Here is an 18,455-nt window from a genome sequence, read left to right as displayed (position 1 = left end):
CGCCGGATCGAACCGGCAGGGGCTTTTTTGTCGGGCGTCCTCTTAGAAATCGACGATGGAGAAACCGACGCTCAAGACGGTGCGCTTGCGGTTGTAGTCGATCAGGCTGTCGCCGTAACCGCTGAACAGCTGGGTGTGGAACCGCAGACCGCTGTAGCTGTTGCCCTTGCCGTCGCCCAGCGAACGGAGCCATTCGAGCCGCACCGAACCCTTGGCGTCTCCACCCGGCGTGCCGCGCAGGGTGCCGATGAAAGTGTTGCGGGTGCTCGGGTTCCAGGCTGCCGAAACCTCGCCACGACCGATGAAGTTGGAAATATCCGGATTGTTGTCCTTCAGCGCCGACTCGCTCAGGCGTTTCCATACCCGGCCGGTGACGGAAAAGTTGTTGTCTTTCTCGAAACCGGTCATCAGGTAGAAGCGGTTCCAGCTGCGCGACAGCGGGTCGCTCTGGCCGTTGGACTGGTGCACCAGGCCGGCGCCGCTGTAGCGCCATTTCCAGCCGAAAGGCAGGTCGGCGGTGGTCGGATAGACGTAGATGGCTTCCGGTTCGTAGTCGGTGCTGCGGAACGGCCGCGACAGGCCGCTATTGAAGAACTGCCAGTACGACTGCTGGCTGTAGGCCAGCCACAAGGAGTCCCGCAGCGGCGAATCGGCCGGTGTCAGGATGCCGCTGGCAAGTTTGGTACGCACCGACAGCTGCAAACGCAGTTCTTCCTTGCGGTAGTCGGTGGTGGTGGTCGCGCTGTTGGCCGGGTTGCCGGAAGTCGGCATCTGGTTGACCGAATTGGAGCCGATAACCGACAGGCTGTTGGGCCGGAAACCGCGCAGGCTGAAGGTCGGGCAGGTGCTGCCCGACTCGAGTTCCCAGAAACGCGACAGGTCGGAGAACTGGCGGTCCTTGCAGCCCTGCTCGAGTCCGACGCCGATGATGCCGGTGGAAGCGGTCGGAGTGGTTGCGCCGCCCGCTGCGACCGCCGGCTGGGTCGAGGCCAGGGCGGCGGTCACATCGGCCTTCAGGGCCGACGCGGAAGCCCCCGGTGGCGGTGTGCTGGTGGGCGACGCCTGGGCGTCGATCGAGCGCTGCTGGACTTCTTCTACGAGCACTTTTTGCGCAGAAGCCCATTGGTCGAAACAACCGAGGCGTTCCTTGTCCGAGCTGAGCGCCTGGCATTGCTGCCAGGCCGTGACGGCGGCGGTGCGCTGCGGTGTCATCTTCACCACGGGCGCAGGTTTGGACGGAGCCGGCTTTCTGGTGGTGGCGGCGGTCTGTGCCTGGGCGGCGGAGGCTGCAAGCAGCATGCTGGCGCAGGCAACGAGGCGGATGTGCGACGGATTCCTTTTGGAAGGCATCGTTCTGGCTTTCGGGGATGGAAGCCCGGGGCGGGCAGCGAGACATGGAAGGCGCAAGACGCCGTACCCTGAATGTTAGCGCTCGTTGCAGCGCTTACATGTCAGAAACCGCCTCATCATGCGGCCGATCACGCGGTCAAAGGCCCTTGTTGATCGCCGCCGAAGCCTCGGCCTTCCTGGCGAACTCGGCACGCAGGGCCCGCAGTTTCTCGCGCGGGTCCTCCCGGGTGGTGCCGACATGCAGAGCCATTTCGGCAATGAAACGGCTGGGTTTGGCCGCCACCATCTCGCGGCCCTTCTTGCGGCGTTTGGTCCAGCTGACCGCCAGGCTGCGCTGGGCTCGGGTGATGCCCACGTACATCAGCCGGCGCTCTTCCTGCAGGCGCTGGGTGGTCTCCTCGCTGACCACCAACTGCCGGCCGCCGTCGTCGTCGAGCTTGAAGGGTAGCAGGCCTTCGGTGACACCGATGAGCATCACATGCGGCCACTCCAGGCCCTTGGAGGCATGCAGGGTGGACAGGGTGACAACGTCCTGGTCCTTCTCGCGTTCGCTGATCGTGGACAGCAGCGACACCGTCTGCACCACTTCCAGCAGTGTCTTCTTCTCGCTGGCGATGTTGGCACCCGACGCGTCGTCGATGATGCCGCCGCAGCGCTGCGCCATCCAGTCGATGAAGTCGAGCACGTTGGTCCAGCGGGCGGCGGCCACCTTGTCGCTGTCCTCACCGTCCAGCAGGTGTTGCTCGTAGCCGATTTCCTTGGCCCATTCGAGCAGGAAGGCCTTGGCGTCCTCGGCGCCGGTGGTGTGGCGGGCGCGGTATTCGAGGTCGTTGATGTAGCGGCCGAATTCCAGCAGCTGATCCATCGCCCGCTCGGGCATGAGCGACGCCAATGAGGACGAGAACAGCGAGCCGAACAGGCTGAGCCTGTATTTGGTGCCGTATTCGCCGAGCTTGCCAAGCGTGGTGTGGCCGATGCCGCGTTTGGGTGTGGTCACCGCGCGCAGGAACGCCGGATCGTCGTCGTTGTTGACCCAGAGACGAAGCCAGGCGCAGAGGTCGCGGATCTCGGCCCGGTCGAAGAAACCGGTGCCGCCCGAGACCTTGTAAGGAATGTTGGCCCTGCGCAGCGCCTTCTCGAAAGGCTTGGCCATGTGGTTGGCCCGGTAGAGGATGGCGAACGATCGCCATTCCTTGTGCTGCGAGGTTTCGCGCAGGCTCTGGATGCGCGCCACGGCACGGTCGGCCTCGTGTTCCTCGCTGTCGGCGTCGACCACCCGCACCGGTTCGCCTTCGCCGAGCTCAGAGAACAGGGTCTTGGGGAACAGTTTGGGATTGGGCCCGATCACGTTGTTGGCGGCGCGCAGGATCGCGCTGGTCGAGCGGTAGTTCTGCTCGAGTTTGATGACCTTCAGTTCCGGATAGTCGATCGGCAGCTTGCGCAGGTTGTCGAGCGTGGCGCCTCGCCAGCCGTAGATGGACTGGTCGTCGTCGCCCACCGCGGTGAACCGGCCGCGTTCGCCCACCAGCAGCTTCAGCAGTTCGTACTGGGTGGCGTTGGTGTCCTGGTATTCGTCGACCAGCACATGGCCCAGCGCCTTCTGCCATTTGCCGCGCACTTCCGGGAAGTCGCGCAGCAGCTTGAGCGGCATGCCGATCAGGTCGTCGAAGTCGACGCTCTGGTAGGCGGCAAGGCGCTCTTCATAACGCTCCATCACCTTGGCGATGATCTTCTCGTTGTCGTCGGCCGCGGCCTTCTGGGCATCCCCGCTGTCGAGGCCCATGTTCTTCCACTTGCTGATGGTCCACTGCCAGATGCGGGCGGTGGCGGCATCCACCGTGCCGCCGGCAGCGTCCTTGATGATGCCGACCACGTCATCCGAATCCAGGATGCTGAACTGGGGTTTCAGGCCCAGCACGGCGCCGTCTTCGCGCATCAGCCGCACACCCAGTGCGTGGAAGGTGCAGACGGCTACTTCCTTGGCCTTGCGGCCGATGATGTGTTTGGCGCGCTCGCGCATTTCGCTGGCCGCCTTGTTGGTGAAGGTGATGGCGGCGATGCGTCCGGGTTCGAGCCCGGCCTCGATCAGCCGTCCGATCTTCATCGTGATCACCCGCGTCTTGCCCGAGCCGGCACCCGCCAGGACGAGGCTGGGACCGTTCAGGTAATTGACGGCTTCGAGCTGGGCAGGATTGAGACCGGCGGACATGGGAGCGGGGTGCGGGAGCGGAGACGCAGGGTGGAAGGCCGCGGATGATACCGGCCGACGGTCCTGCGGCTTTTTTGGGGACGCTGCGAGAATGCCGCCCGTGTCATCCGTCTTTGCCGTCACCTTCCCTTTCTTCGCCCTGGTGCTGATCGGCTACCTGGCAGCCCGGCGCGGCCTGCTGCCCATCACGGCCATTCCGGGGCTGAACGGCTTCGTGCTGTATTTCGCCCTGCCCTGCATGCTGTACCGCTTCGGCGCGCGGTCACCGCTGTCGCAATTGCTGAACCCCTTGTCGGCCGCGGTCTACCTGGGCGCCGGACTGGTGATGGTGGCCCTGGCACTGCTGGTGGCGCGCCGCGGCGGATGGGGCTGGAACGACGCGGCCTTCGGCGCCCTCGTCACCGCCTTTCCCAACACCGGCTTCATGGGCGTACCCCTTGTCGGCACCCTGCTAGGCGGTGCCGCCGCCGGCCCGGTGGTGCAGACCATGGCCATCGACATGGTGATCACCAGTTCCCTCTGCATCGCGCTTTCGCGCCTCGACGGCGCCGGCGCGCACGGTGTGGCGAAGGCCTTGCGGCAGGCGCTGCGCGGCATGCTGGTCAATCCCCTGCCGTGGTCGATCGCGCTCGGCGCGCTGGCATCGGGCCTGGGCATGCGCTTCCCGGCGCCGGTCGAACAGACCATCGCGCTGCTGGGCGAGGCAGCGCCGCCGGTCGCGCTGGTCACCATCGGTGCCGTGCTGGCGCGCTCCCAGATGGGCCACGACAGTGCCGTCAGCTGGCCGTCCTACCTGCCGCTGGCGTTGGCGAAACTGGTGCTCCACCCGTCGCTGGTATTTGCCGGTGGATGGCTGGCGGCGCGGGCGGGGGCGCCCCTGCCGCCAGTGGCGCTGGGCGCCATGGTGCTGGTGGCCGCCCTGCCGTCGGCCAGCAATGTCGCGGTGCTGGCGGAACGTTTCGGGGCGCACAACGGGCGCATCGCCCGGATCATCATGGTGTCGACCACCCTGGCGTTTGTGTCGTTCTCCGCGGTGGTGGCGCTGGTACAGCACTGAAGCCGGAGTGCAAACAGCTTTCGTCCGGTTTCCCGCCGGCTTCGTCGGACGAAACCGGGGTTTCATCGCAAAGTCCGACCCGGATTGACCGGGATTTCTAGGATTCGCGAGCCTTTTCCAGCTCAACCGAACGAACCTATGCACATGCACAGCATGAACCTCGACCAACTGCGTGCCGCAGTGAGTGCCGGCGGCGTTGCCGGCATCACCCTGCGCGCGCAGGGTGACAACTTCTATGTGGAAATCGCCACCCAGAGCGGCCAGGACGCCATGCTGGCCCGGGTCCGCGGCCCGGAACCCCGCTGCTTCGTCAATCCGAGATCCGGTCTCGGCATGTTGCGGGACGCCGGCGTGACGACGGTCACCGTCGACATCAGCCAGTGGGAACCCTTGCCCAAGAAATGAAGCGTCCCTGAAACAGGCTCAAGAAACCGCGGCAACTCTTTGCTGCACATTGTCTTATCGATGCCATCTTGCGGCCGGTATCATCCCGGCCCATGCTTGAACAACGCATCCAGCAGCATTTCATCGACAGCGCCGACCTCAAGTACCAGTCGTCCGAGGCGCTGGGGGTGCCCATCGCCCTCGCGGTGCAGGCCATCGTCGCCTGCGTGACCGGTGGCGGCAAGACACTGGCCTGCGGCAACGGCGCATCGGCCCTGCTGGCGCAGACGCTCAGCGCAGCCTTCGTCGGCGGTTTCGAGCGCGAGCGCCCCGAGCTCGCCGCCATCGCCCTCACCATCGACGGCTCCCTGCTCACCGCGCCCGGCCTGGATCCCGACATCACCGCCGTGTTTGCCCGGCAGGTGCGCGCGCTGGGCCACGCGGGCGATGTGCTCGTCGCACTTTCGCCGGGTGGCAACTGCAGCAACGTGATCGCCGCCATCGCCGCCGCACACGAACGCGACATGACGGTGGTCGCCATGACCGGCCGTCACGGCGGTCGCATCGCCGGCATGCTGCGCGAGACCGACATCTTCATCAGCGTGCCGCACGACCGTACCGCGCGTGTCCACGAGGTCCACCTCTTGGCCCTCCATTGCATCTACGACGGCGTGGATGCGCAACTTCTCGGTGACCAGGAGTCCTGACATGACCAGCAGCCTTTCCGTTTCTTCCGCCCGCCTGCCCCTGGCACTGATCGCCGTTGCCGTGCTGGCTTCGGCCATGAGCGGCTGCGTGCCGCTGGTGGTCGGCGGTGCCGCCATGGCCGGCACGGGCCTGGTGGTGACCGATCGCCGTACCGCCGGAACCCAGCTCGAAGACGAGTCCATCGAACAACGCGCAGCCAATGCGGTGCGCACCAATTTCGGCGAACGTGCCCACGTCAACATCACCAGCTACAACCGCCAGGTGCTGCTGACCGGCGAAGCGCCCACCGCGCAGGACAAGGCGAGCATCGAGCAATACGTCGCCCGCGTGGAAAACGTGCGCGGCGTGGTCAACGCGCTGGACGTGATGCCCAACACCGGTTTCTCGCAGCGTTCCCAGGACACCCTGACCACCGGCAAGGTGAAAGCCAGTTTCGTCGACGCCAAGGACATCTATTCCAACGCCTTCAAGGTGACCACCGAACGTGGTGTGGTCTACCTGATGGGCCGGGTCAGCAAACGCGAAGCCGACCGCACGGCAGAGATCGCCCGCGGCGTGGCTGGCGTCGTAAAGGTGGTGCGGGTGTACGAACTGGTCAGCGAACAGGAACTCGCCGACATCGGCCGCCAGCAGGCGCCATCCGCGGGAACGCCCGCGACCGCCCCGGCGCCGGTCGCAGCGCCGGCACCCGCTCCGGTGGAATCCGGTGGCGCGGTGGTCACTCCGATCCGCTGACCGGCATCAGTCGACCAGGGCCAGGGCCGCATAGTCGCCGACCTTGTCGGCCAGCCCGGCCGGCACCAGTTCGACACCGGCGGTCAGCGCCGGCAGGTGCCCGGCCACATAGGCCTGCAGCTTGGGCAGCAGCAGGTCGCGGTGGTGCCAGAACACGCTGCCACCCAGGCTGATGCGTTGCAGGTCCATCAGCACCACGATGTTGTAGATGCCCCGGCCCATGGTGCGGCACAGCGCGTCGACGATGCCGACCGCATCGGCATGCCCGGTACGAGCCGCCTCGAGCAGTTCTTCCGCCCCCGCAAAACCCCGGTCGGCAAACCGTCGACCGATGGCGATGCCCGCCACCAGCGACTCCAGGTCGCCATGGTTGCCGCAGCCGCAGACGGCATGGCGGTCGTCGTCGCTCACAAAAGTATGACCGCCGTGGCCCGCATTGCCGTTTTTGCCGCGCAACACCCGTCCGTTGACGCACAGGCCCATGCCGACACCGGTGCTCCAGGTGACGTAAGCGCAATCGTCCACGCCCTGCAAGGCACCCCAGCGGCGTTCGGCCTCCAGTGCGGCGACCGCGTCGTTTTCTACCCGCACATGCTGGAAACGCCTGCGCAACGGAGCCTCCAGGGGCACGGTTCGCCAGTCGTTGGGGATCTTGCCGCCCGGCCCGGCCAAGCCGCCGCAGATGTTGGGCGTGGCCAGTTCGACCAGGCCGTCCACCAGCACGAATGGACCGGTGGACGAGACACCCACGCGTTCCAGCGTGGCAACATCCACATTGGCTTCTGCGCAGGCCTGGTCGATCAGCCGGAGGATCTGTTGTGCGACGGCGTCCGACTGGCCCTGTTTGGCCGTCGGTTCGCTACGGCGATGGAGGAGGTCCTGGCTGCCGGGCGGCGAGAGGCTGACCGCGACCTTGGTGCCTCCGATATCGACACAGACTCGCATGGGTGGCTGTCCTTCTGTTTTGCTGATACCGACAGTTTAGGAGCGCAGGCCTCGCCGCCATGTAAGCCGATGCCGGCTGAGCCGCCGCTAGATCAGCTTGGCAATCCCGGCGGCCACCATGCCCGCCAGGATGGTGCTGGTGACCGGCAGGCTCCACTCGCGTCCGCGCCAGCGCCAGCGCAGGTCGCCCGGCAGACGTCCCAGGCCAAAACGGCTCAGCCAGGGGGCTGCCCAGCTCAGCAGGATCAGCACCAGGAACACGACGATGTAGAGGCGGATCACGACATGCCTTTCACAACCGGTGACTGCGGTCGCCCTGCCGGAAACCCACCGGCGTCCAGTCGGCCGGCACACCACGCCCCAGCGCGATGGCCTTGAACAGTTCGCCCATCTCGTGTTCGTGCACGAGCAGGAGCGGCTGGCCGCGCTGGGCGGGTGCCAGCGTGTCGAGCATCTGCGCAAACCCGCAGTTGTAGAGAAAGTGGGCCTGGCTGGTGTAGCCCAGCACTTCGAGGCCGGCGTCCTGCGCGGCCACCGCGATGCCGGTGAAGTCGACGTGCGCGGTGATGTCCTTCACGCCCACATCCGCCAGGGGATCGCCGTCCGCACGGTGCTCGCGATGACACATCACCGTGCCCATGTGACGCTGCGGGTGGTAGTACTCGGCCTCGGGAAAACCGTAGTCGATGAGGAAGACCGCACCCTGCGCCAGCCGGTCGGCCAGGGTGGAGACGAAGGCCCGGCCCTGTGGATGGATCTCGGTCAGGTAGTCGTGCGGGCCGTCGATACCGACCGGCGGGCGCAGGTCGGTCGGCCGGTCGCTCCAGGCAAAACCGCCGCTGCCGTCGGCCACCACGCCGCGCTCGTGCCACGCACCGCCGACACGCGCCAGCAGCTGTACCGGCATGGCGTCGAGCACCTCGTTGCCGACCACCACGCCACGCAGGCTTTCCGGAAGGCGATCGGCCCAGGCCACACGGTCGCCGAACGCCGCCAGCGTCTGCTGCTGGCGCGCCCGCAGGCTGCCCGATACATCGACGATGGTGTAGCGCCGCACCCGGTCGCCCAGGGCCTCGAGCATCTGTGCCGCCAGAGCGCCGGTGCCGGCTCCGAATTCCCACACCTCGTCGGTGCCCGAGGCTTCCAGCGCGTCGGCCACCTGCACGGCGAGCGAGCGGCCGAACAGCGGCGACAGCACCGGCGCGGTGACGAAATCGCCGCCGCCGTCCTTCACGCCTGCCGGCATGGTGCCGAACTGGGACGCGCCGCGCGTGTAGTAACCCAGGCCGGGAGCGTACAGCGCCAGCCCCATGAAACGGTCGAAACCGATCCAGCCGCCCGCGCTGGCGATCTCGGCCAGGACGAGGTCTTGCAGGTCGCCGCCTGCCTCGGAGCCCGTGGATGGGGCCGGTACACTGGAAAAAACTGCCATAGAACTGCCAAACATCTGCTTTCCGGGATTGTCCCCGATGCCCGCCTTGTCCACTTCCGACACATCCACCACGGCGCCGACGCCATCGCCCACCCGCACGGTACTCGTCACCGGGGCCGGCCGCCGGCTGGGCCGGCAGATCGCGCTCGGCCTGGCGCAGAACGGCTGGCGGGTGGCGGTCCACTTCCTGCGGTCGCGCGACGAATCCGCCGAGACCGTGCGCGACTGCCGCTTGCTGGCGGGCCGCGATGATGCGGCCTCGGCCTTCGAGGCAGACCTGTCCGATGAAACTTCGGTGCGCGGACTGGTGCCGCAGGTGGTGGCGCATTTAGGCCGGCTCGACGCGGTGGTCAACAACGCATCGCTGTTCCAGCAGGACAGCGCGGCGGACTTCAGCTTCGCCTCGCTGGAACGCCACATGCGCAGCAACACGGCAGCGCCGATCCTGCTGGCGCAGGCGCTGGCCGAGCATGTCGCGGCCCGCAACGGCGCTGCCGGCGAGGCCGCCGTGGTCAACCTGCTGGACCAGAAGCTGTGGAACCAGAACCCCGATTTCCTGAGCTACACCCTGTCGAAAGCCGCCCTGGAAGCCGCCAACACCATGCTGGCGCTGGCCCTGGCGCCGCAGGTGCGGGTGGTCGGCGTGGCGCCCGGCCTGACGCTGACCAGCCATCTGCTGGACGATGCCACCTTCCAGAAGCTGCATGCGCTGTCGCCCCTGGGCCGTTCATCGACACCCGAAGACGTCGCCGCGACGGTGCGTTTTGCACTGGAAAACCGCTCCATGACCGGCACCACCCTGCTGGTCGACGGCGGACAGCACCTGATGAAATTCGAGCGCGATTTTTCGCTCATGTAGTTTGCCGACCGAACCGAGATTTCTCCCATGACCCCGACCCAAGGCCAGCAGATCCTGACCCTCACCGGCCTGCTTTTCGACGCCAACCTGGGCATTCTCGACCACGAGAAAACCGCGCCGCAACCGATCCGCGTCGACGCAGAACTCAACCTGGGCCCCCAGGAACTGCTGCCGCACGACGACGACATCCTGCATGTGCTCGACTACCGGAAGGTCCGCCGAATCATCATCGACGAGTGCACCGCAGAGCATGTGAACCTGCTCGAAAGCCTGATCGGCAAGGTCGCCCTGCGCCTGCTGCAACTGCCGGGCGTGCTGGGCGTGCGGGTGAAGATCGCCAAGCTGGAAATCTTCGACGACTGCGAGGTGGCGATCCGGGTGGAGACGGGCGCCTGGTAACCCGATCGCCTGCGAATGATCAACCCGGCACGACCAGCAAACGATTGACCGCCACCAGATCGTTTTCATCCAGCAGCCCGCCCGAAGCCTTGAGCCGCAGCGCCTGCATCAAGGTTTCCACCCGCACCTTGAACAGGTCCCGCTGGGCCGCGTACAACTGCTGTTCGGCGTTCAACACGTCGATGTTGATACGGGTGCCGATGCGATAGCCGATCTTGTTGTCCTCGACCGCGCTCTGGCTCCCGGGCCGACACCGCTCCGCCCGCAAACAGGGGAATGTGGAGATTCAGGCCCACCTGCGCTGCATTGACCCGGCTGGAAACATCGGCTGGCGAGCCCATGCTGCCGGAAGCGAAATTGCGCCCGTAACTCGCGACGGCCAGTGCGGCCTCCTGGATCCGCACCGCCGGATGCTGCAGCCGCGCCCGTTCCGCCCAGGTGCCTGCGTCCCCCTCAGGCAAAGGCAGGTCGCTTCCGTATGCCAGCGTCGCCAGGGCGGCGGGCAGCTTTCCGATGCTGCGTTCGAGTTCGGCAAAGCGCGTCTCACGAAGGGTGACTGCTCGAAAGAACTGCGGCCCGACTGCCCTCCCGAATCCCCGGTCAGGCCCACGGTAGGCAGGAGCCCCGCACGCGCCTGCGGCAGGCGTTCCTGCGCGGCATCGTAGGCACGTTGGGCCGACAACAGAACCGGGTCCTGCAGCAGGACGAGCCGATAGGCGCCGAGCAGGCCGGGAGATCGCCATTGAACAAGGCCGAACCGGCGAACATCGGCAGGACGCTCGATGCCGGCTTCGACGGCTCCAACAGTTCGGCATCCGCCAAGGCCGGCCAAGCCGCCATGCCGGCCGCCAGCACGCCCAGCAGACCCGCGCCCGAACTACCCGCCAGTGTTCCGCTTTCTGCGCTGCGCACCATGGCTGCGGTGGCTTGGCGCATCGCCGCAGCCGTGCCCGTGGCGGCATCCGCGAACATCACCGCGATGCCGCGTTCGCCGCTGTTGCGAACCACCGGCGGCGGACCATTCGAAGGCTGTGAACCGACCCCGGCGTACAATCGACGCCCCTTGTAAGCCACCACCATGCAAACCAAGCTCACCTTGCGACTGGGTGAACACCTCATCAAGGACGCAAAGGCGCATGCAGCCCCTTATGGGCGCGCGCTTGCGCAATTCGTGGCCGACTACTTCGCTTCGCTCGCGGGTCACCGACATGAAGCCGCATCGCAGGCGGATGGAGATGATTCGCCCCCGACTTCCACCGCGATCGTCACCCGCAACTTGCGGGACTTCGACGCCAGCCCCGTCTGGGCTTACACCCCCGAGCATAGGCTCGCCCTCAACCCCTGATGCGGAGACCGCCATGAGCGCCGTCTGGACCGAAACCGAACCCACCTCTCCGCCTGCATCCCCCGACTCCGCCCCCCAGCGCCTGAAGATCGAACGCGAGACCCACAAGCTCGAAAAGCGCCTGTGCCGTGAAGTCGGCCGGGCCATCGTCGACTACAACATGATCGAGGAAGGCGACCGGGTGATGGTCTGCATGTCCGGCGGGAAGGACAGCTACGGCATGCTCGACATCCTGCAGAAACTGCAGCAGCGCGCGCCCATCAAATTCGAGCTGATCGCCGTCAACCTCGACCAGAAACAGCCCGGCTTCCCCGAACACGTTCTGCCCGAATACCTGGCCAAGACCGGGGTACCGTTCCACATCGAGAACGAGGATACGTACAGCATCGTCAAGCGGGTGATCGAGGACGGCAAGACCACCTGCGGCCTGTGCAGCCGGCTGCGGCGCGGCATTCTCTACCGGGTGGCCGACGAACTGGGCGCCACCAAGGTCGCCTTGGGCCACCACCGCGACGACATCCTGCAGACCCTGTTCCTCAACATGTTCTTCGGTGCCAAACTAAAGACCATGCCGCCCAAGCTGGTCAGTGACGACGGCAAACACGTGGTCATCCGCCCCATGGCCTACGTGGCCGAAAAAGACCTGGTGCGCTGGGCTGCGCATCGTGAATTCCCCATCATTCCCTGCAATCTGTGCGGCAGCCAGACCAACCTGCAGCGCGTCCAGGTGGGTGAAATGCTCCGAGACTGGGAAAAGCGCTTCCCCGGTCGCATCGAAAACATGTTCTCGGCCCTGCAGAACGTGGTTCCATCGCATCTGCTGGATGGAACCCTGCACGATTTCAGGAGTCTCAAGCCCACGGGCGTGGCGGACGAATCCGGCGACAAGGCCTTCGATTCCGAAAGTTTTGTTGCACCTTCTCCGCCCGGCCTGAATATCGTGTCCATCTGAGTCTTTCCGTTCCCCATCGCCTTGCCGGTTAGCAGGCACCACAGGAGACAGCCATGAAACGTATTGCCGCCGTGTTTCTCATCGCCGCAGCGGCCACGCTGGCGGGTTGCTCGACCACCCGGCTGGTCGACAGCAACGTGCAATCGTTTTCCAGCCTGCCGGCGATTCCGTCCGGCGCCAGTTACCGGTTCGAACGACTGCCATCGCAGCAGACCATGCCGGTGCAGCAGAACATGATCGAGACCGTGGCCCAGCAATCGCTCGGCCGGGTCGGCCTGGTGCATGACGAAAGCAAGGCGATCTACAGCGTTCAGGTGGGGCTGCAGGCCCAGCGCCGGGTTGAATACGATCCCTTCGGCCCGGGTTTCGGCCCCGGCTTCGGTGGTTTCTACGGCGGCCCGGGCTGGCGCCGCGGCGGCTATTACGGCGGTTACTACGGTGCCGGTTTCGGCCGTTTCCCCGACCGCGTGCTGTATGCCCAGCAGGTCGGCCTGACGGTGCGAGAGATCGCCACCGGCAAGATCGTCTATGAAACCCACGCCGCCCACGACAGCCTGCAGCCAGCCGATGCCCAGGTGCTGACGGTCATGCTGGATTCCGCCCTTTATGGTTTCCCGCAGGCGCCGGCCGGCGTTCGCCGGGTCAACGTCGAGATTCCGCGCGTCACCGCCCAATAAGCATGGACGCCACCCGCATCATCGCCATCCGCCACGGTGAAACCGCCTGGAATGTCGACACCCGGATCCAGGGCCAGCTCGACATCCCGCTGAACGAAACCGGCGAATGGCAGGCGCGCCGCCTGGGGCAGGTGCTGGCGTCGGAGCCGATCAGCGCGGTCTATGCCAGCGACCTGAAACGCGCGCACCGCACCGCTGAACATGTGGCGGATGCAGTGGGCGGCCTGGCGGTCCAGCCCGATATCGGTTTGCGCGAACGCGGTTTCGGCAGTTTCGAAGGGCTCACCTTCCAGGATATCGAAGCGCAGTTGCCCGAACAGGCCCATCAGTGGCGCACGCGGGTACCCGACTTCGCACCCGAAGGCGGCGAATCGCTCATCGAATTCCGCCAGCGGGTGCTGGACACGCTCGACGCCCTGGCGGCCCGCCACCCCGGTGAGCAGATCGTGCTGGTGGCGCACGGCGGCGTGATGGATGTGCTTTACCGCGCCGCGACCGGCCAGGAGTTGCAGGCGCCTCGCACCTGGAAGACCGGCAATGCGGTCATCAACCGGCTGCTGTGGACACCGGAATCGGTCACGCTGGTCGGCTGGGCCGACGATGCCCATCTCGACCCCGGCACGCTCGACGACCAGACCGTGGCCTAGCCCACGCTTCTAGAACAGCCCGCCGCCCGCCTGTGGTGGCACCACCCCCAGGTGTTTGTACGCCGCCAACGTGGCGATGCGGCCCCGGGGCGTGCGCTGCAGGTAACCCTGCTGGATGAGATACGGCTCGATTACGTCCTCGATGGTGCCGGACTCCTCGCCGATGGATGCCGCGATGTTGTCCAGCCCGACCGGCCCGCCGTCGAATCGGTGGATCAGCGCTTCCAGCAACTTGCGGTCCATCACGTCGAAGCCTTGCGGATCGACGTCCAGCATCTTCAGCGCCCGGTCCGCGATGTCCCTGGTGATGCGGCCGTCGCCCTTCACGTCGGCATAGTCGCGCACACGGCGCAGCAGCCGGTTGGCGATACGCGGCGTGCCACGCGAACGTCGGGCGATCTCGAAACCGCCTTCTTCGTCCATCGGCACGTTCAGCAGGCCGGCGCTGCGGCGCACGATGCGCGCCAGTTCTTCGGCGTTGTAGAACTCCAGCCGCGCGACGATGCCGAAGCGGTCGCGCAACGGATTGGTCAGCATGCCGGCGCGGGTGGTGGCGCCCACCAGGGTGAACGGCTGCAGGTCGAGCTTGATGCTGCGGGCCGCCGGGCCTTCGCCGATCATGATGTCGATCTGGTAATCCTCCAGCGCCGGGTACAGGATTTCTTCGACCACCGGGCTCAGGCGGTGGATCTCGTCGATGAACAGCACGTCGTTCTTTTCGAGGTTGGTCAGCAGCGCCGCCAGGTCCTTGGGTTTCTCGAGCACCGGGCCGCTGGTCTGGCGCAGGTTGACGCCCAGTTCGGCCGCGATAATGTGACTGAGCGTCGTCTTGCCCAGGCCGGGCGGGCCGAACAGCAGCACATGGTCGAGTGCCTCGCCGCGTTTGCGGGCGGCGCCGATGAAGATCTCGAGCTGTTCGCGCGCCTTGGCCTGGCCGATATATTCGTCGAGCAGCTTGGGCCGGAGGGCCCGCTCGATGGCCTCTTCCTGCGGCGAGGCCGGTGCGGCAGAAATCACCCGGGCCGGTGAAGGGGATGGAGCGAAATCGTCGGTATGGATGGTCATCAGATGGGGTGCCGCAACAGAGCCTTTCAATTGTGCCCAAAGCAGCGGCGAGAATCCGGCGGATGAAAGAGTCACCTTGAGCAGCGCCCTGACCCACTGGGCCGCCGGCACCCTGCGCGACGCCATCCTGCTGGTGGCGCGGCTGTTCACCCGTGTCACCGCCCGCCGCCCTCCCGGCGAACCGCGTGACGAACTGACGCTCTACTACGCCAACCACTCCAGCCACGGTGACTTCGTATTGCTGTGGGCGACCTTGCCACCGCCGCTACGCCGCCAGACGAGGCCGGTCGCAGGCCGCGACTACTGGCTGGTGTCGCGGCTACGGCGTTTCGTCGGCGAGAAGGTGTTCTGCGCGGTGATGATCCGGCGCGATTCGTCCCAGCCCGGCCCCTCGCCGGTGGACCAGATCGTCGAGGCGCTGAATGAGGGCAGTTCGCTGATCTTCTTTCCCGAAGGTACCCGGAACATCGGCAACGAGGTGCTGATGCCGTTCCGAAGCGGTCTGTTCCATGTGGCCGAAGCCTGCCCGCGGGTGCGTTTCGTGCCGGCCTGGATCGACGGCATCCGCGAGGTACTGCCCAAGGGCGCGTATCTGCCGGTGCCGCGCAAATGCACCGTCACCTATGGCGAAGCGGTGCGGCTGCAGCCGGGGGAGGAAAAGGACGCCTTCATCGCCCGCGCCCGGCAGGCGCTACTGGACCTGCGCCCCATCGGCTGAGCCTTCCACGGCCGGGCGTGTCACGCCATCGTCATCGCTTGTTCACAGAATCCGCGGCTGCGCCCCGTATCCAACCGACGTTCACCGATGATGCAATCCTTTAGCCGCCGCATGCCCGCTGCCCTCACCGTCCTGACCTGTGCCGTGCTGGCCGCTTGCGGTGGTGGCAACGACCCCATCGTCACGGCATCGCCCGCCACACCGGCCACGACCCCGCCGGTCACGGTCACGCCTGCGCCTGCCGTCGCGCTGGCCCCGCTGGCCGGTGGCAGCAACTACACCGGAACCCTGAGTTTCGGCGACACCGTCGGCCTGTCGGTCGACACCACCGCGCTCACCGTCACCCTGAACTTCGTCGACTCGCGTTTCGGCCTGGCAGGATCCATCGTCAGCCCCTACACCGTTCAGGCCGACGGTTCATGGCTGGCCAGGGGTTTCACCGCCGTCGCATCGTCCGGTGTGCCGCCCGGGCTCACCGCCAAGCTGCTGGCCGCCATCCAGCTGCGCCTTCACGGCGAAACCAACCTGATCACCGGCAGCATCGAAAAACTGCCCAACCTCAAGCGCACCGACGGCGCGCTGCTGCAGGGCGAGATCGTCGCCTCCAACCTGGGCGCGGCCAACCTGTCGACCATCGCGGGTGTGTACAGCTTCGTCCGCCAGTCCACCGGCTACAAGGCCGACGGCAGCGTCGCGACCCCGACCGCCGTCGCCTACGGCCAGCTGAAGCTGTCGGCCGACGGCAGCGTGCGGGTCTGCGACAGCGCCGTCTACAGCGACACCTGCAGCGGCGGTGTCACCGGCACGATGGCGTCGGAAACCGACCAGGCAAAGTACCCCGGCGCACTGGCCCTGACCCTGGCCGGCACGCGTGTCGGCCGTGTGATGGTGGCCGCCCGCAGCGCTGCGCCGACCCTGGCCGTCGACGCTTACGCCACCGCCGCCGACAACGGCACCACCACCGGCACCTGGGTGATGCAGGGTGCCGCCGTGGCCGCCACCGCGACCGCACTGGACGGTGAATGGCTGTGCGCCCAGCCCGAGATCACTTCGGCGACCGGCCTGCCGTCGGGACGCAACCAGCGCAACTACGTGAGCGTGTCCGGCGGCCTGCTGCAGACCGACACCATCGACACCGACATCGGCCTGAGCGCCAACGGCGGCGGCCTGGCCGGACTGTTCACCGGCGCGTGGGCTGACACCAGGACCGGCGCCCGCGCGCTGCTGCCGCTGTCTGCCAATACCGCCTATTACGTCGGCAACACCGGCACCACGACGACCACGGCAGCATCGCTGTCGGGTGTGTGCCACAAGCTGCCCGAGCAGGTTGCCGTCACCACCTACTCGGCTGCGCCGACCACCGGCACCGCCGTCATGACGGTCACCCTGGGCGATGCACGCCCCACCCAGCCGGCCATCGGCTACGACCAGGTCTATTACAAACAGGGCCGCTATCGCAACACCGCAAACGGCTCCACCCAATATCGCAAGGAATTCGACGACTTCTGCGAAGCCAGCGGCCTGGTGGATTCCAAGAGCAAATCGGTGGTCCTGGGCACTTCGAAGCTGACCGACCCCACCAGCTTCACCTGCTCCGGCTCGACCACCGCACTCGACACCGCCAACATGAAGTCGGCCGTCGTCGGCCCCAAGGGCCTGCTCTACCTGACCGACGGCCATCACGCCTTCACCGGTTTCTGGCATGCACCGGACGGCGGCGGCCCGGCCGTCAAGGTGCCGGTCGTGATGAAGGGCAACTACAGCGCCGACAACAACGCCACGTTCTGGCGCAAGATGCGCGCCGCCAGAACCGTGTGGTTGAAGAACCCGGACGGCAGCGCCACCACCCCGGCCGAACTGCCCACCCAGCTGGGCATCGGCAACGGCCTGCAGGACGACCCGTACCGTTCACTGGTGTATTTCACCCGCGACATCGGCTACACCCAGCCGGCCAATGCCACCGAGTTCCTGGAGTTCTACTGGACCGAATGGCTGAAGGCCACACCGCAGAGCGTTGACCTGTCGGCCTACGTCCTGACCGATGCCACCAGCTACCTGTCGGCGATCCGCAAGGCGGCCACGGCGATGAGCAGCACGGCCGACGGCACCGTCATCGGATCGTCCGGCCTGAGCGCCGTCGCCATGGGCAAGCTGCCGGCCTTTGTCGAAACCGAGTTCGCCACCCTCAACGTGGCGACGACGGAAGCCAAACCCGGCAAGCTGGCCTACGCCCTGGCCTACCGCGCATCGCTGAAATAAACAAGGCCGGGCGGTTTGAAGCCGGTCGTCCGGTGCTATCTGGCCAGCGCTTTCAGCGAGAGCTTGATGCCCTCGCTGACGCCCACCTCGGCCGGCAGCACTTTCAGCGCGGCGGCGGCTTCCTTGTCGTTGTAGCCCAGCGCGATCAGCGCCTGCAGGATGTCGGCCTGGGCCTCGCTCGACACATTGGCGCGGGCGCCCATGTCCGCGCCCAGCTTGCCCTTCAGCTCCAGCAGCAGGCGCTCGGCGGTCTTCTTGCCGATGCCGGGCACCTTCACCAGCCGGCCGGCCTCTTGCAGGGTGACGACCTGGGCCAGTTCACCCACACTCATGCCCGACAGCACCGACAGCGCCATGCGCGGGCCGATGCCTGAAATCTTCACCAGCTGGCGGAATGCCTCGCGTTCCTCGTGGGTGGCGAAACCGTAGAGCAGCTGGGCGTCTTCGCGCACCACGAAATGGGTCAGCAGCGTGATTTTTTCACCCAGCGCAGGCAGGTTGTAGAAGGTGCTCATCGGCACATCCACCTCGTAGCCGACGCCGTGGCAATCGACCATCACCTGGGGTGGGTTCTTTTCGGCCAACAGGCCCTGGAGTCTTCCGATCATGCGGGCGATGCTAACGGCTCGGAGTGCGGCTACTCGCAGGTATCGTGGTCAGGCATGCTGGTGACGCTGCCGGACCGGGCTGCGCTGTATTGCATGAACCGTCGCA

At 66.4% G+C, this 18,455-nt stretch carries 21 protein-coding genes; 13 read left to right on the top strand and 8 right to left on the bottom strand.

Features of this window, described 5'->3' with window-relative positions:
• Positions 1–42: 42 nt before the first annotated feature.
• Positions 43–1,299 carry a phospholipase A gene (locus tag AC3ANW_RS00795; protein WP_488343311.1) on the bottom strand — a complete coding sequence of 419 codons (1,257 nt, stop codon included), beginning with the start codon at positions 1,297–1,299 and terminating at the stop codon, positions 43–45.
• A 187-nt stretch (positions 1,300–1,486) separates the two neighbouring features.
• A complete protein-coding gene (locus tag AC3ANW_RS00790; protein WP_488343310.1) occupies positions 1,487–3,559 on the bottom strand; it encodes an ATP-dependent helicase in 2,073 nt (690 codons plus the stop codon).
• A gap of 100 nt (positions 3,560–3,659) precedes the next feature.
• Between AC3ANW_RS00790 and AC3ANW_RS00785 the strand changes: the two genes are divergently transcribed.
• The 4 genes from AC3ANW_RS00785 (at position 3,660) to AC3ANW_RS00770 (ending at position 6,443) form a co-directional block, all read left to right on the top strand.
• Positions 3,660–4,616 carry an AEC family transporter gene (locus AC3ANW_RS00785; RefSeq protein ID WP_488343309.1) on the top strand — a complete coding sequence of 319 codons (957 nt, stop codon included), beginning with the start codon at positions 3,660–3,662 and terminating at the stop codon, positions 4,614–4,616.
• Positions 4,617–4,769: 153 nt separating this feature from the next.
• Complete coding sequence (locus tag AC3ANW_RS00780) at positions 4,770–5,021, top strand: hypothetical protein (protein WP_488343308.1); 252 nt, start codon at positions 4,770–4,772, stop codon at positions 5,019–5,021.
• Between the two features lie 92 nt (positions 5,022–5,113).
• Positions 5,114–5,707 carry an SIS domain-containing protein gene (locus tag AC3ANW_RS00775; protein WP_488343307.1) on the top strand — a complete coding sequence of 198 codons (594 nt, stop codon included), beginning with the start codon at positions 5,114–5,116 and terminating at the stop codon, positions 5,705–5,707.
• 1 nt (position 5,708) lies between these two features.
• Complete coding sequence (locus AC3ANW_RS00770; protein ID WP_488343306.1) at positions 5,709–6,443, top strand: BON domain-containing protein; 735 nt, start codon at positions 5,709–5,711, stop codon at positions 6,441–6,443.
• Between the two features lie 6 nt (positions 6,444–6,449).
• Here the strand turns inward: AC3ANW_RS00770 and AC3ANW_RS00765 are convergent, their stop codons facing one another.
• From AC3ANW_RS00765 to AC3ANW_RS00755, 3 genes are all read right to left on the bottom strand, one after another.
• Entirely contained in the window at positions 6,450–7,388 is a 939-nt protein-coding gene (locus tag AC3ANW_RS00765; RefSeq protein ID WP_488343305.1) for an ROK family protein, read from the bottom strand.
• Between the two features lie 87 nt (positions 7,389–7,475).
• Positions 7,476–7,670 (bottom strand): DUF2905 domain-containing protein, encoded by a 195-nt coding sequence (locus tag AC3ANW_RS00760; RefSeq protein WP_488343304.1) that lies wholly within the window; start codon positions 7,668–7,670, stop codon positions 7,476–7,478.
• A 10-nt stretch (positions 7,671–7,680) separates the two neighbouring features.
• Positions 7,681–8,820: a class I SAM-dependent methyltransferase gene (locus AC3ANW_RS00755; protein ID WP_488343303.1), complete on the bottom strand. Its 1,140-nt coding sequence runs from the start codon at positions 8,818–8,820 to the stop codon at positions 7,681–7,683.
• Between the two features lie 37 nt (positions 8,821–8,857).
• Between AC3ANW_RS00755 and AC3ANW_RS00750 the strand changes: the two genes are divergently transcribed.
• Together AC3ANW_RS00750 and AC3ANW_RS00745 are read left to right on the top strand one after the other, a co-directional pair.
• A complete protein-coding gene (locus tag AC3ANW_RS00750; protein ID WP_488343302.1) occupies positions 8,858–9,679 on the top strand; it encodes an SDR family oxidoreductase in 822 nt (273 codons plus the stop codon).
• A 27-nt stretch (positions 9,680–9,706) separates the two neighbouring features.
• Positions 9,707–10,078, top strand: coding sequence for a dihydroneopterin aldolase (locus AC3ANW_RS00745; RefSeq protein WP_488343301.1), 372 nt, complete (start codon positions 9,707–9,709; stop codon positions 10,076–10,078).
• Between the two features lie 19 nt (positions 10,079–10,097).
• On the opposite strand, the gene AC3ANW_RS00740 is transcribed toward AC3ANW_RS00745, so the two are convergent.
• Positions 10,098–10,346, bottom strand: a complete 249-nt coding sequence (locus tag AC3ANW_RS00740; RefSeq protein ID WP_488343300.1) for a hypothetical protein — start codon at positions 10,344–10,346, stop codon at positions 10,098–10,100.
• A gap of 474 nt (positions 10,347–10,820) precedes the next feature.
• On the opposite strand from AC3ANW_RS00740, the gene AC3ANW_RS00735 reads away from it, so the two are divergent.
• The 5 genes from AC3ANW_RS00735 to AC3ANW_RS00715 are packed head-to-tail and all read left to right on the top strand — an operon-like array spanning position 10,821 to position 13,699.
• Entirely contained in the window at positions 10,821–11,147 is a 327-nt protein-coding gene (locus AC3ANW_RS00735) for a hypothetical protein (protein ID WP_488343299.1), read from the top strand.
• Positions 11,148–11,156: 9 nt separating this feature from the next.
• Positions 11,157–11,423, top strand: a complete 267-nt coding sequence (locus AC3ANW_RS00730; protein WP_488343298.1) for a DUF6364 family protein — start codon at positions 11,157–11,159, stop codon at positions 11,421–11,423.
• A gap of 13 nt (positions 11,424–11,436) precedes the next feature.
• The gene (ttcA, locus tag AC3ANW_RS00725) at positions 11,437–12,375 is read left to right on the top strand and encodes a tRNA 2-thiocytidine(32) synthetase TtcA (RefSeq protein WP_488343297.1); all 939 of its coding nucleotides are present in this window, start codon (positions 11,437–11,439) and stop codon (positions 12,373–12,375) included.
• Between the two features lie 53 nt (positions 12,376–12,428).
• Positions 12,429–13,052, top strand: a complete 624-nt coding sequence (locus AC3ANW_RS00720) for a DUF4136 domain-containing protein (RefSeq protein ID WP_488343296.1) — start codon at positions 12,429–12,431, stop codon at positions 13,050–13,052.
• A gap of 2 nt (positions 13,053–13,054) precedes the next feature.
• Entirely contained in the window at positions 13,055–13,699 is a 645-nt protein-coding gene (locus AC3ANW_RS00715; protein ID WP_488343295.1) for a histidine phosphatase family protein, read from the top strand.
• 9 nt (positions 13,700–13,708) lie between these two features.
• Here the strand turns inward: AC3ANW_RS00715 and ruvB are convergent, their stop codons facing one another.
• Positions 13,709–14,764 carry a Holliday junction branch migration DNA helicase RuvB gene (ruvB, locus tag AC3ANW_RS00710; protein WP_488343294.1) on the bottom strand — a complete coding sequence of 352 codons (1,056 nt, stop codon included), beginning with the start codon at positions 14,762–14,764 and terminating at the stop codon, positions 13,709–13,711.
• A gap of 76 nt (positions 14,765–14,840) precedes the next feature.
• On the opposite strand from ruvB, the gene AC3ANW_RS00705 reads away from it, so the two are divergent.
• Together AC3ANW_RS00705 and AC3ANW_RS00700 are read left to right on the top strand one after the other, a co-directional pair.
• The gene (locus tag AC3ANW_RS00705) at positions 14,841–15,482 is read left to right on the top strand and encodes a lysophospholipid acyltransferase family protein (RefSeq protein ID WP_488343293.1); all 642 of its coding nucleotides are present in this window, start codon (positions 14,841–14,843) and stop codon (positions 15,480–15,482) included.
• An 87-nt stretch (positions 15,483–15,569) separates the two neighbouring features.
• Positions 15,570–17,741 (top strand): ParB/Srx family N-terminal domain-containing protein, encoded by a 2,172-nt coding sequence (locus tag AC3ANW_RS00700; protein ID WP_488343292.1) that lies wholly within the window; start codon positions 15,570–15,572, stop codon positions 17,739–17,741.
• Positions 17,742–17,776: 35 nt separating this feature from the next.
• On the opposite strand, the gene ruvA is transcribed toward AC3ANW_RS00700, so the two are convergent.
• Positions 17,777–18,349 carry a Holliday junction branch migration protein RuvA gene (gene ruvA, locus AC3ANW_RS00695; protein WP_488343291.1) on the bottom strand — a complete coding sequence of 191 codons (573 nt, stop codon included), beginning with the start codon at positions 18,347–18,349 and terminating at the stop codon, positions 17,777–17,779.
• Positions 18,350–18,455: the final 106 nt, after the last annotated feature.

The organism is Xylophilus sp. PBN-3R, assembly GCF_057747805.1.
Note: the sequence above shows the minus strand (reverse complement) of the source record. Positions and strands in the feature narration are given on the sequence as shown.